The organism is Pseudoxanthomonas spadix, from assembly GCF_003703395.1.
Lineage (GTDB): Bacteria > Pseudomonadota > Gammaproteobacteria > Xanthomonadales > Xanthomonadaceae > Pseudoxanthomonas_A > Pseudoxanthomonas_A spadix.
Window position 1 is genome coordinate 407,090 of sequence record NZ_RDQN01000002.1, and the last position, 12,174, is coordinate 419,263.

Consider the following 12,174-nt stretch of genomic DNA (forward strand, 5'->3'; position numbering starts at 1 on the left):
GTCATTGATGCGGTTGCCAATCCCTTACCGTCCAGAGGCCGAGGTGCTCGCGCCCCTGCTGCAGCGGTTGCACGGCCTGGACTGGGCCCTGGCCAGCATCGATGCGATCGGCTGGATCGACCAGGTCCGCGCCGGCAAGCCCTCGGCCTTTGCCATGGAAACCCTGCTGCGCGAATTCCCCCTGTCCAGCGCCGAAGGCCTGGCCCTGATGCGCCTGGCCGAGGCGCTGCTGCGCGTGCCCGATGCCGACACCGCCATGGCCCTGACCGCCGACCAGCTGGGCCGCGCGGATTTTTCCGGCGCCTCGCAGTCGTGGCTGGCCACCCTGTCCAACCAGGCCATCAGCCTGTCCAAGAAGATGCTGGGCGAGGACGGGCACAAGGTCGGGTTCTTTGCGCGCGTGGGCGCCAAGGCCGTGCTCGCCGCGACCGTGCGCGCGGTGCAGCTGATGGGCAGGCAGTTCGTCATGGGCCAGACCCTGGAGGAGGCCCTGGATGACGCGCGCAAGCAGCGCAAGGCGCGCGGCGGTCTGCGTTTTTCCTACGACATGCTGGGCGAAGGCGCGCGCACCGAGGCCGATGCGCTCAAGTACATGCACAGGTACCAGGCGGCCATCGCCGCGCTGGCCGCCGCGCGCGAGCGCAGCGTGCCGGTGGAACAGGCCGACGGCGTCTCGATCAAGCTCTCGGCCATCCACGCGCGCTACGAAGCGGTGCAGCACGACCAGGTGATGGCGCAGCTGGTGCCGCGCGTGTGCGCACTGGCCGAAGCCGCCGCCCAGGCCGACCTCAACCTGACCATCGATGCCGAGGAAAGCGAGCGCCTGGAGCTGTCGCTGGAGGTGCTGGAAGCGGTGGCCACACGCACCGCCGCCAAGTACCCGCAGTGGAACGGCTTCGGCCTGGCGGTGCAGGCCTACCAGACCCGCGCCCTGGAGACGATCGAGGAAGTGGCGCGCATCGCCCGGTCATTGAAGGTCCGCTTCATGGTGCGCCTGGTCAAGGGCGCCTACTGGGATTACGAGATCAAGCGCGCCCAGGAGCTGGGCCTGGCCGCGTTTCCGGTGTTCACCCACAGGCACCACACCGACCTGTCCTACCTGGCCTGCGTGCAGGCGATGCTGGCCATGCCCGATGCGATCTACCCGCAGATCGCCGGCCACAACGCCGCAACGATCGCCGCGGCGCTGCACCTGGCGCGCGCGGCCGGGGTGCCGTTCGAACTGCAGCGCCTGCACGGCATGGGCGAGGCGGTGCATGAAGCCGTGCATCGGCAGTATCCGCAGGTGGGCCTGCGCGTGTACGCGCCGGTGGGTCCGCACAGGGACCTGCTGGCCTACCTGGTGCGGCGGCTGCTGGAGAACGGGGCCAATTCCTCCTTCGTCCACCAGCTGGCCGATCCATCGGTGCCGGCCAGCGCGCTGCTGCGCTCGCCGCTGCACATCGAACCGGTCAGCGCGGTGACCCTGCCGCTGGACATCCTGGGCGCGCGCCGCAACACCGCCGGCACCGATCTTGCCTGCGAGCCGATGGCCCAGCTGCTGCTGGCGGCCTATCCGGCCACCGCACTGCCCACCCCGGCGCTGACACCGGTGGCGCAGATCGATGCGATCGTGCAGACCCTGGCGCGCGGCCAGAAGGCCTGGAATGCCACTGCGGTCCAGACCCGCGCCGCCGCGCTCGAGCAGGCCGCAGCCGTGCTCGAGCGCGACCTGGCCCAGTGGTGCGCGCTGATCGTGCGCGAGGGCCATCGCACCTGGGGCGATGCAGTGTCCGAAGTGCGCGAGGCGGCCGACTTCTGCCGCTACTACGCCCTGCAGGCGCGCGACCTGATGCGCCCACAGCTGCTGCCGGGCGTGACCGGCGAGCGCAACACCTATGCGCTGGGCGGCCGCGGCGTGTGGGCGTGCATTTCGCCCTGGAACTTCCCGCTGGCCATCTTCACCGGCCAGGTCGTCGCCGCGCTGGTCACCGGCAATGCCGTGGCCGCCAAGCCGGCCGAACAGACCCCGGGCGTGGCCGCGGCGATGATCGCCCTGCTGCACCAGTGCGGGGTGCCCACCGATGTCCTGATCGGCGTGTACGGCGCCGGCGACACCGGCGCGGCGCTGGTCGCGCATCCAAGGATCGCCGGGGTGGCCTTCACCGGTTCGACCGCGGTGGCCAAGGCGATTTCACGCACGCTGGCCGACAAGGACGGCCCGATCGTGCCGCTGATCGCCGAGACCGGCGGCCTCAACGCCATGATCGTCGACTCCACCGCCCTGCCCGAGCAGGTCGTCGATGCGGTGGTGCAGAGCACCTTCCGCAGCGCCGGCCAGCGCTGCTCGGCCCTGCGCGTGCTGTGCGTGCACGAGCAGATCGCCGAGACGCTGATGCAGATGCTGTCCGGGGCGATGGCGCTGCTGGACCTCGGCGATCCGGCGCTGCTGGCCAGTGACCTGGGCCCGGTGATCGATGTGCAGGCCTTCCAGACCCTGCAGGGCCAGATCAGGGCGCTGGAAGACCGCGCGCGCCTGATCGCCCGCACGCCCTTGCCGGCCGATGCGCCGGCCAACAGCATCGCACCGGTGGCCTTCGAGGTGTCCTCGCTGGATGAGGTGCGCGAGGAAGTGTTCGGCCCGGTGCTGCAGGTGCTGCGCTGGAAGGGCGAGGTCCAGGCCCTGGTCGAGCAGATCAACGCGCTCGGCTATGGCCTCACGCTCGGCGTGCAGACCCGGATCGACAGCCGCGCCCAGGCCATCGCCGCCCAGGCCGAGGTCGGCAACGTCTACGTCAACCGCAACATGATCGGCGCAGTGGTCGGCGTCCAGCCCTTCGGTGGCCACGGCCTGTCCGGCACCGGTCCCAAGGCCGGCGGCCCGAACTACCTGCCGCGCTTCTGCAGCGAAACCTGCGTGACGGTCAACACCACTGCGGCCGGCGGCGACATCGAGCTGCTGATGGGCGCGCACTGAACCGCGGCACGGCGCCGTGCCGACAGGGATTGACCCATGGCGGACACGCGCTCTTGAGCTCCCGGACTGCCACCTGAATTAATAAACCGTTAAGTACAATATTCACGCGTGATTACGACGGCCGGGCGGACACTCGACCCGTACTCGCTGGAGATCTTCCGCGAATACAGCCGGCGAAGCGCCTCTCTCCCGCATCGCCGCGCGTGAAGCCCGGCCTCTCCCCAGGTCGGGCTTTTTTTTGGTGCTCCTCAATCGAGCCTGGCTCGTCAGTCTCCTGGCGGATCGCTCTTGAGCCGTTCTCCGACAGCAAATCGGGTTGGCGGGACCTCAGTCACCATCACCCGTACGGTGTGTATTGGCGCGTCGAGGGTTTCCGAAGCGACCCGCGCCACTTGGCGGATGAACTGCTGAATCTTTTCTTCGGCCCGCCCTTCGACGAGTGTGACCTGGATGATGGGCATGACAGTCCTCAGGTGAGCTCAACGCCGCGTGTTTCCGGCAGGAACAGCAGCACAATGAGCGCCGCCAGCGCGAAGAATCCTGCAGTCGCCACCAACCCAACGCTAACGCCGTAATTGGTGGCGAAGTATCCGACCAAGGCTGGCGCCACTGCCGCAAAGGCGCGACCGCCGTTGTAGACGAAGCCCTGCGCAGTGGCGCGGACCGGGGTAGGGAAGAGTTCTGCAAAGGTGGGGGCAAACCCACTGTAAAACCCGGTCCCGAAGTAGGCAACCACGATGCCGAACACCATCAGGATGACCGGTTGCTGGATCATCGCGAAGATCGGCACTGATACGGCCGAAGCGACGAAGAACAGAATAAAGGTCTTCTTGCGGCCGATGTAGTCGGCGATGTAACCAAACGTGATGAAGCCAAAGACCGAACCGATCTGCATGATCACAATCCAGACCGTCGACTTGACCAGGTCCAGGCCAGGGCCGCCCTCGGCAACGGGTGTTGCGAGGTAAGTCGGAATCCACGTGAACAATCCCCAGTAACCGCACATTGCGGCCATTGTGAAAGCCAGACCGACAATGGTGCCTCGGGCATGTCCGGTGAAAAGCACGCGGATGGTCTCGGTAAAACCCAATCGTTTGGTCTGTTGTGACCAGATTTCTGGCTCTTGGACATGCCGGCGCACATAAAAAGCCAGAAGCGCGGGAATCAAACCGGCCGCAAACACCCAGCGCCAGCCGGCGATTGGCAGGACCACAGCAGCCACGATCGCAGCCAAGGCGTAACCTGCGGCAAACGCGCTTTGCACCCACGCCATGACCTTGCCGCGGTGCTGTGCCGGCCAGGTTTCACTGACCAGCGCCGATCCAGCCGACCATTCACCGCCGACGCCCAGGCCGACAATGATTCGAAACACCATGAGCTGGCCCAGGCTGTTGGAAAGCCCGCAGAGCGCGGTACCGATCGAGTAGCAGATGATGCTGAGCATCATGGACTTGGCTCTGCCGATCCGATCGGCAAGATAACCGAACACCAATCCGCCTGCTGCGGTGGCCAGCAAGGTTGCGGACACGACAATGCCTGCAGCGGACTTATCGAAACCCAGCTCCGCTCCCACGTGCTTGATGACCATGGCGAACAGCATCAGATCCATGATGTCCAAGGCCCAGCCCAGATAAGCACTGCGGAACGTGTTCCATTGCTGGCCGGTGGCGCCCTTCCACCATCGGTCTGACGCGCTGCGCGCGGGCTGAAGCGACTCGGTGCGACTCATAATACCCCTCCCAAAGGGTGTATCGACAGTCGATACGCTCGTATTGTAAGATCCGATCAAAATGCAAATATATTATTCTTTCGTCTACTGTATCTATGATCGATACAAGTGGTATTAACTTTGATGCAAAGAGAGCGAACGAGAGGAGCTGTCATGACTGATTTGACGCTACGCCTGTATGAAGACCGCCTGCTTGGCGGATGCCCGACCATCTACCTGCCCCATCTACCCCGCGCGATCTATGTCCGGGATGGGGGTGTGACCGCCAACGACGATCGTGGTGGACGTCTCGTGGAGGCCGGCCAAGGTCATGTCCATGACGGCACTCTGACCCTTGCGGCTGGCGTGGCCGACACAGTGCTCTGGCGCTGGGAGCTGGAGGAGTCCTCGCGCGCACCTTCTGCGGGGCTGCCGTCTGCGCCCGCAACCACCAGCCGATTGCTTCTTGAACATGAAGTCAGTTTGGATCGACGTTTTGATTGGCTGATGCGGTGCGATCGCGTGGACTTTCCTCCAGGCGGCGTTGCCTTGACCCATGTTCACCAAGGTCCTGGCATCCGTGTCCTGCACCATGGGCAGATCGCCATCGAGACTCTTGGTGAGCGGCACGTTTACAACGCCGGAGAAGCATGGTTCGAACCTGGACATGCGCCCGTGCTCGCACCGACCACCGAGCAGGAGCGGACGGCCTTCATTCGCTGCTTCCTTCTGCCACGACAGCTCAGGGGAGTCAGCTCGATCCGCTACGTCCGTCCCGAGGATGCGCGCGCGCCCAAAGTCCAGGAATACCGGGTCTTCTCGGAGCGCTTCATCACGTTGCCCGCCTAGGCCGCTGTCACGATGAGCGAGACAGGACAATTCTGTATTCGGTAAACTGGAATACGACATGGCATCCCATCAACCGATATGAAGCGCTCTACCTCAACGGCTGATGCCGATACAACCGAGGCCTTGCAGGTTGATTGCGCTACACCGACGGCCATTGTCTCGCTGAAGATCATCGAGGCCCTGGTTTCAACACCACCCGGCCTTGGAGTTACCCAACTCGGGCAGCTGCTGGGGATGCCCAAAGCACGCATGCATCGTCATCTGACGGTGCTGCGTGAACATGGTTATGTGACCCAAGATCCGCGCACCAGCACCTATCAGGCCGGATGGCAGCTCTACCTGCTTGGCCAAGCCTGCAGCCGGCATTTCGACATCATGTCATTGGCCAAGCCAATGCTGGAACGTCTGCGCGACAAGGTGGGCCAAACAGTGGTCGTCTCCAGCTTCACGGAAAGTGAGGTCGTAGTGATCGACATCTTGCGAGGAACGTCAGCGATAGAAATCAGCCTGCGCCAAGGCACGCGTTACGCCCTCAACAGCGTAGCCCAGGGAAAGATCGTGCTGGCCTATGGACCTTCAACGCTGCTGGAAGCCGTGCTTGATCGCCCGCTGCCTCGACTGACCCAGCGCACCATCACCGACCCAGATCGGCTACGAAGCGAAGTGGAACTAGCGAGACGTCGCGGATGGGCAGATGCGCCCGAAGAGCTCTACACCGGTATCAACGCTTTGGCGGCACCGCTGTTTCAGGCCGATGGCTCGCTGTTCGGAACCATCGCCATCGTGGGATCCATCCACTACCTGCCAGCTACTGCTAATCCAACGACCGTAGCTGACCTGCTGGAGGCAGCGGTGCAGATTTCGAATGCGCTAGGGAGTAATCCTGCGCCATTATCTAAGCGCACAGACGACTGATAGACATCTCGTCTGGGCGCAGACTCGCGAACCAACAGCCTCCTCGAAGCCCTTAACAACCTGCTCCGAGCCTCCAGGCACCATCTTCGCGGCTTGAGGCGCCTCGTCAACTCCCGCCGGAACCAGCCCTGACAACGGCAGGCAGAACGCGACAATGCCCTTGAACCGTATCGGCCAGGCTTTGACCCGGCGTCCCCGTCCGCCCACCGCACCTTCGTGTGGCCCCAGTCCTGACCAACCGGGTCGCCACCGGCGCGTTAGATCCTGACCGCGCGGCGCTGAAAGTCCCTGTCCCTGTCCCTGTCCCTGTCCCTGTCCCCTGTCGCGCCGGCCGGCGGCACCCGCCGCGGCGAAGGCGGGGGCGCCAACGCTCATGCCAACGCGCGGGTGAAATCCACGTACTGGCGCAGCCTGGCCGCGGCGCTGCCGTCGGCGATCACCGCCCGCGCGCGTGCGATGCCGGTGGCGATCGAGTCGCTGATGCCGGCCACGTACAGCGCCGCGCCGGCATTGAAGACGACGATATCCAGCGCAGGGCCTGGCTGGCCGGCCAGCACCGCGTGCAGGATCGCGATGGATTGCTCGGGGCTTTCGACCTTGAGGTTGCGGCTGGCCGACATGGCGATGCCGAAATCCTCCGGATGCAGTTCGTATTCGCGGACCTGGCCGTCGCGCAGTTCGCCGACCAGGGTGCCGGCGCCCAGTGACAGCTCGTCCATGCCATCGCGGCCCCAGACCACCAGCGCCCGCTGCGCGCCGAGTTCGTGCAGCACCCGCGCCTGGATGCCGACCAGGTCCGGATGGAACACGCCCATCAGGATGTTCGGCGAACCGGCCGGATTGGTCAGCGGCCCGAGGATGTTGAAGATGGTGCGCACGCCCATCTCGCGCCGAACCGGCGCGACCACCTTCATCGCCGGGTGGTGGAGCGGAGCAAACATGAAGCCGATGCCGGTGCTGGCCAGGGCCGCGGCCACCTGTTCGGGCTGCAACTCGATCTTCGCGCCCAGGGCTTCCAAGGCATCGGCGCTGCCGGATCTGGACGAGACGCTGCGATTGCCGTGCTTGGCCACCTTCGCCCCGGCCGCGGCGGCCACGAACATCGCGCAGGTGGAGATGTTGAAGGTCTGCGACCCATCGCCACCGGTGCCGACGATGTCGACCATGTGGGTGCGATCGGCCACCTCCACCGGGCGCGAGAACTCGCGCATCACCTTGGCCGCGCCGGCGATCTCGCCGACGGTTTCCTTCTTGACCCGCAGCCCGGTGAGGATGGCGGCCGTCATGACCGGAGAAATCTCGCCGCGCATGATCTGGCGCATCAGCTCGACCATCTCGTCGTGGAAGATCTCGCGGTGTTCGATGGTGCGCTGCAGGGCTTGTTGTGGCGTGATGGACACGTTCTGGGCCTTCTCGTAGGAGCGTCCCGGGGGCGCGCGCCTTTGATGCTTCGGGTGAAAGTTCGCGCCCGTCGGGCGCTGCTGCGGAATTATTTTTCCAGGAAGTTCTTCAGCAACGCATGGCCGTGCTGGGTGAGGATGGATTCGGGATGGAACTGCACGCCTTCCACCGGAAATTCGCGGTGGCGCAGGCCCATGATCGCTTCCATCGAACCGTCCTCGTGCTCGGTCCAGGCAGTGACTTCCAATGCATCGGGCAGGCTGGCCTTGTCCACCACCAGCGAGTGGTAGCGCGTGGCTTCGTAGCGGTCCGGCAGGCCGGCGAACACACCGCGGCCTTGATGCCGGATCGGCGAGACCTTGCCGTGCATGATGCGGCCGGCGCGGACCACCTGGCCGCCATAGACCTGGCCGATGCTCTGGTGGCCCAGGCACACGCCCAGGATCGGCGTGGTTGCGCCCAGGCGCTGGATCAGCTCCAGCGACACGCCGGCCTCGTTGGGCGTGCACGGGCCAGGCGAGATCACGATGCGCTGCGGCGCCTTCTGCGCGATCTCATCCACGCTCAGCGCATCGTTGCGCACCACCTCGACCTCGGCCCCCAGCGCCTGCAGGTACTGCACGAGGTTGTAGGTGAAGCTGTCGTAGTTGTCGATCATCAGCAGCATACGTGATCTAACTCTCTGTATTTCCTAGAAATTAAGGAAGAAATAAACCTGAGATACCCCGCTTAAGTACCCGCTTTTTGCTTCGCTGCAATCGGCTGCGACGCCTTTGCAGCAGCCACGCTTCCATTCTTACACGCATCCCTTGCCTGTTCTTGGCGAGAGGTTCTTGCACCCAAGGCGTTTGCGGGTGGCCGTGTTTCGCCCATTGGATGCCAAAAGTGCACAGCGCCTGATCAGCCTGGGCCAAGTGCCGCACGCTGAGTGATGCAGTCAAGATAGTTGTCGCCTGGTTCATGCGGCTTTTTGTGTTTTGGTCGCTGCCGCCACGACCGCCTTTTTCTCCGGATTCAACGCCACTGCGCCGATGGGATCCCAGTCTCAGGTTGGCCCGCTCCAGCGTGCCGGATTGGCTTGGCGGGCCTGCTGGTACAGCGCATGGCGCGCCTGGAGCAGGGTCACGTCCTGCCCGGCGTGGCGCTGCTGCGGGCTGACGTAACCGACGCCGCCTTGGCTGTGTTCGACGTCAGCTTCCAGCTTGCTGGGATCGCCCCATGCCGCATTCATCGTGGCACCCGCGCAGCAGCGGCCCTATACCCGAAGGCTTCCGACAAAGGCCAAAGGGCTGGGAAGGGGGAAAGGAAGGGCGCCAAGGGGAAAGGCCCTATCCTGAAAAGGTCAAAAGGCACCCCTGAGCAGCCCCTCATCCGAGGTTCGCCATGCTCTCGCTGTTCCAGCGCAAACCGGTGCCACCCACCGCCGGCACACCGCCCACCTCCGCCATCGAAACTCCGAAAGGGTCGATGCGGCCGGAACCGGCCGCATCGCTGCTGGCGACGCCGCGTCGGCAGAAACTGCTGGAACACATCTGGCAGCGCACATCACTCTCGCGCCGACAGTTCACCACGCTCTACCTCGCCCCACTGGAGCGCTACGCCGAGCTGGTCCAGCAGTTCCCGGCCTCCGAGAGCCACCACCACGCCTATCCGGGCGGCATGCTGGACCACGGCCTGGAGATCGTCGCCTATGCGCTAAAATTGCGGCAGTCATACCTGCTGCCTGCGGGCGTCACGCCGGAGGCACAGGCGGCCCAGGCCGAAGCCTGGACCGCAGGCACGGCCTATGCGGCCCTGCTGCACGACATCGGCAAGATCGCCGTCGATCTGCACGTCGAGCATGCCGACGGCAGCGTCTGGCATCCCTGGCACGGCCCGCTGCGAAAGCCCTACCGCTTCCGTTACCGAAAGGAGCGTGAGTACCGCCTGCACAACGCCGCCACCGGGCTGCTCTACACGCGCATTCTCGATCGGGACATCTTCGACTGGCTCAGCGGCTATCCCGACCTCTGGGCCGTGCTGCTGTACGTGCTGGCCGGCCAGTACGAGCACGCCGGTACGCTCGGCGAGCTGGTCGTGCAGGCCGATCAGGCCTCGGTCGCCCAGGAACTCGGCGGCGATCCCAGCAAGGCACTGGCGGCACCCAAGCATGCGCTGCAACGCAAATTGCTCGACGGCTTGCGCTACCTGCTCAAGGAAGAGTTCAAGTTGAACCAGGCCGGCCCGGCGGACGGCTGGCTGACCCAGGACGCCTTGTGGCTGGTGAGCAAGACCGTCTCCGACAAGCTGCGCGCCCATCTGCTGTCGCAGGGCATCGACGGCATCCCGGCGAGCAATACAGCGGTGTTCAATGTGCTGCAGGATCACGGCATCGTGCAACCGACGCCGGAGGGCAAGGCGATCTGGAAGGCTGCCGTCACCAGCGACTCCGGCTGGTCGCACGCCTTCACCTTCCTGAAACTCTCGCCGGCGATGATCTGGGATGCCACCGACCGGCCGGCGCCGTTCGCAGGCCGAGTGCAGGTCGAAGAGGAACAAGCGGAGCCGCAGGCGCCGGCGGTGGCCGATGGGCCGCGCGTGGAAGGCATCGAAGCTGCACCCGCGCGCACGGCGCCGATCGCATCCACAGCCACAGACACCGGCGTGGCCGCGCTGCTCGACCTGCTGGGCGACACCGCTCCACCCACAGCACCGGAGATCCCGAGTTGCCCTGCCGCCGAGCCCGAGCCTACCCCTTCGGCCGTGCCCCCGCCACAGACGAACCTCGCGCCTACCCAGGATCGCGCGGAGCCGTCCGGGACGCACTTCATGGCCTGGCTGCGTCAGAGCATCCAGACGCGCAAGCTCATCATCAACGACGCCAAGGCCCTGGTGCATACCGTCGCCGGTACGACCTACCTCGTCAGTCCCGGCGTGTTCCAGCGCTACGCGCAGGAGCATCTTCAAGTCGCCGCGCTGGCCAAGCAGGAGAAGCTGGAGGGGTGGCAGTGGGTACAGAAGCGCTTCGAGAAGCTGGGACAGCACCGCAAGCAGCCCAGCGGGCTGAACATCTGGACCTGCGAAGTCACGGGGCCACGCAAGTCGCGCCGGCTGCATGGCTACCTGCTCGCCAGCCCGGATGCGCTGTTCCAGGAGACGCCGCCAGACAACCCATACCTGCGGCTCCTCGACGAGGCCGCAAGGCGCGAAGATTCAGCCCTTGGGGGAAAGGACGACGATCAGGCGTAGGCATGCGACCGCTATGCGAGCCGGCTTCAATCCGCGGATGGGGCCGACTTTGCCAGCCTGGCTTCGGTCATTGTCATCAAGTGGGCGGAACTGCATTTCAGCGCACGGGCAATCTTAAGGATGAGGGGGAGCGTGGGGACATGCTCGCCCCGCTCGATCTTGCCCATGTGCGACCGTTCGATGCCGGCCATGTGGGCCAGCGTTTCCTGAGCGATGCCTTGGTTGGTTCTTTCTTCCCGCACGGCAGCCCCAAACGCGATGGCTGGTTCCGCTTCGTAGGTCGTGGTGCCCGTGGGGCGGCCCCTTTGGATCGAACGCTTTGGCATTGCCAAGAGCGTCGAACGCAGGCACGATCTAAACCACGTTAAACTTAACTCATTAAACGGTCCGAGAGCAGCTGCCGCGAGTTCACTGCCTGGGGAAGCTGGACGTGGAATCGAGTGACATCACTGCCGAAATTCGCATGGCCATCCTCGGCGAATGGGTGCCTCCCCAGCTCGCCGACGTGCTCGCCCTGCAGCGCGCCGAAGAGCCGGAGACTCATGCCGTCCTGGCCGGATGGACAGATCAAGTTCGAAGCGCGGAGCTGCCGGGCGACGGCTTCGACTTCGCCTTGTCTGCGGTTGCCCGGCAGTGGCCTGGCTGGGTATGCGAGCCGCTGTGGCATGACACGCTGGCGGTCGCCGTGGCCAAGCGCTCCCACCTGCTGGCCTATCGTGAAGTGCCGTGCGAGGAAGTACTCAGGCAGCCCTTGATCTGCGCGCAGTCGACGGCCGATGAACCATGGCGCATGACCGTGCAGCGCGTGTTCGAGAACGGGCTGCAGGAGCGGGAGCAAACGGTGGAGACATTCGACGTGGCGATGACGCTGGTTGCCGCCGGGTACGGAATCGCCATTGCGCCGGCCGCAAGACTGGCGAGCTACCTGCGCCGAGGCATCGCCGTGCGGCCGCTGGCCGGCGCACCAACGATCGTGATGGCTTACCTGCTTCGCCGCGACAATTCCTTGTCAGACCCTCAGGCGAGATTCGCCCGCCGCGCGCGCTTGGTGTCCTGACAGATGCGCGGGGATCGCGATTTCGCCACGATCCCGCACCGCTGCTGCTAGCATAGTGTT

General features: G+C 65.1%; 11 protein-coding genes. 5 read left to right on the top strand and 6 right to left on the bottom strand.

Going from position 1 to position 12,174, the window contains the following annotated elements; genetic code table 11:
• The first annotated feature begins 7 nt into the window (after nt 1–7).
• Nucleotides 8–2,956 carry an L-glutamate gamma-semialdehyde dehydrogenase gene (locus D9R12_RS04475; RefSeq protein ID WP_122228456.1) on the top strand — a complete coding sequence of 983 codons (2,949 nt, stop codon included), beginning with the start codon at nt 8–10 and terminating at the stop codon, nt 2,954–2,956.
• A gap of 266 nt (nt 2,957–3,222) precedes the next feature.
• On the opposite strand, the gene D9R12_RS04480 is transcribed toward D9R12_RS04475, so the two are convergent.
• Together D9R12_RS04480 and D9R12_RS04485 are read right to left on the bottom strand one after the other, a co-directional pair.
• The gene (locus tag D9R12_RS04480) at nt 3,223–3,417 is read right to left on the bottom strand and encodes a tautomerase family protein (protein ID WP_014161918.1); all 195 of its coding nucleotides are present in this window, start codon (nt 3,415–3,417) and stop codon (nt 3,223–3,225) included.
• 8 nt (nt 3,418–3,425) lie between these two features.
• The gene (locus D9R12_RS04485; RefSeq protein ID WP_122228458.1) at nt 3,426–4,685 is read right to left on the bottom strand and encodes an MFS transporter; all 1,260 of its coding nucleotides are present in this window, start codon (nt 4,683–4,685) and stop codon (nt 3,426–3,428) included.
• A 153-nt stretch (nt 4,686–4,838) separates the two neighbouring features.
• On the opposite strand from D9R12_RS04485, the gene D9R12_RS15555 reads away from it, so the two are divergent.
• Together D9R12_RS15555 and D9R12_RS04495 are read left to right on the top strand one after the other, a co-directional pair.
• Nucleotides 4,839–5,513: a cupin domain-containing protein gene (locus D9R12_RS15555; protein WP_147475046.1), complete on the top strand. Its 675-nt coding sequence runs from the start codon at nt 4,839–4,841 to the stop codon at nt 5,511–5,513.
• A gap of 78 nt (nt 5,514–5,591) precedes the next feature.
• The gene (locus D9R12_RS04495) at nt 5,592–6,428 is read left to right on the top strand and encodes an IclR family transcriptional regulator (protein WP_122228463.1); all 837 of its coding nucleotides are present in this window, start codon (nt 5,592–5,594) and stop codon (nt 6,426–6,428) included.
• 371 nt (nt 6,429–6,799) lie between these two features.
• Here D9R12_RS04495 and trpD read toward each other — a convergent pair whose 3' ends face one another.
• From trpD to D9R12_RS04510, 3 genes are all read right to left on the bottom strand, one after another.
• The gene (gene trpD / locus D9R12_RS04500; RefSeq protein ID WP_122228466.1) at nt 6,800–7,828 is read right to left on the bottom strand and encodes an anthranilate phosphoribosyltransferase; all 1,029 of its coding nucleotides are present in this window, start codon (nt 7,826–7,828) and stop codon (nt 6,800–6,802) included.
• An 89-nt stretch (nt 7,829–7,917) separates the two neighbouring features.
• A complete protein-coding gene (locus D9R12_RS04505) occupies nt 7,918–8,496 on the bottom strand; it encodes an anthranilate synthase component II (RefSeq protein ID WP_122228469.1) in 579 nt (192 codons plus the stop codon).
• Nucleotides 8,497–8,874: 378 nt separating this feature from the next.
• Nucleotides 8,875–9,060 (bottom strand): hypothetical protein, encoded by a 186-nt coding sequence (locus D9R12_RS04510; RefSeq protein ID WP_122228472.1) that lies wholly within the window; start codon nt 9,058–9,060, stop codon nt 8,875–8,877.
• A gap of 152 nt (nt 9,061–9,212) precedes the next feature.
• Between D9R12_RS04510 and mobH the strand changes: the two genes are divergently transcribed.
• On the top strand, nt 9,213–11,057 hold the full coding sequence (mobH, locus tag D9R12_RS04515; protein WP_122228475.1) for a MobH family relaxase: 1,845 nt from the start codon (nt 9,213–9,215) through the stop codon (nt 11,055–11,057).
• A 26-nt stretch (nt 11,058–11,083) separates the two neighbouring features.
• Here mobH and D9R12_RS04520 read toward each other — a convergent pair whose 3' ends face one another.
• Complete coding sequence (locus D9R12_RS04520) at nt 11,084–11,383, bottom strand: helix-turn-helix domain-containing protein (RefSeq protein ID WP_112292521.1); 300 nt, start codon at nt 11,381–11,383, stop codon at nt 11,084–11,086.
• Between the two features lie 104 nt (nt 11,384–11,487).
• On the opposite strand from D9R12_RS04520, the gene D9R12_RS04525 reads away from it, so the two are divergent.
• Entirely contained in the window at nt 11,488–12,114 is a 627-nt protein-coding gene (locus tag D9R12_RS04525; protein ID WP_122228477.1) for a substrate-binding domain-containing protein, read from the top strand.
• The last annotated feature ends 60 nt before the right edge of the window (nt 12,115–12,174 follow it).

What these genes read in the sequence shown, in the direction of transcription:
- D9R12_RS04485 (WP_122228458.1), bottom strand. Translation starts at nt 4,685, where the DNA reads ATGAGTCGCACCGAGTCGCTTCAGCCCGCGCGCAGCGCGTCAGACCGA.
- D9R12_RS04480 (WP_014161918.1), bottom strand. Translation starts at nt 3,417, where the DNA reads ATGCCCATCATCCAGGTCACACTCGTCGAAGGGCGGGCCGAAGAAAAG.
- D9R12_RS04510 (WP_122228472.1), bottom strand. Translation starts at nt 9,060, where the DNA reads ATGAATGCGGCATGGGGCGATCCCAGCAAGCTGGAAGCTGACGTCGAA.
- D9R12_RS04520 (WP_112292521.1), bottom strand. Translation starts at nt 11,383, where the DNA reads ATGCCAAAGCGTTCGATCCAAAGGGGCCGCCCCACGGGCACCACGACC.
- D9R12_RS04475 (WP_122228456.1), top strand. Translation starts at nt 8, where the DNA reads ATGCGGTTGCCAATCCCTTACCGTCCAGAGGCCGAGGTGCTCGCGCCC.
- mobH (WP_122228475.1), top strand. Translation starts at nt 9,213, where the DNA reads ATGCTCTCGCTGTTCCAGCGCAAACCGGTGCCACCCACCGCCGGCACA.
- D9R12_RS04495 (WP_122228463.1), top strand. Translation starts at nt 5,592, where the DNA reads ATGAAGCGCTCTACCTCAACGGCTGATGCCGATACAACCGAGGCCTTG.
- D9R12_RS04505 (WP_122228469.1), bottom strand. Translation starts at nt 8,496, where the DNA reads ATGCTGCTGATGATCGACAACTACGACAGCTTCACCTACAACCTCGTG.
- D9R12_RS15555 (WP_147475046.1), top strand. Translation starts at nt 4,839, where the DNA reads ATGACTGATTTGACGCTACGCCTGTATGAAGACCGCCTGCTTGGCGGA.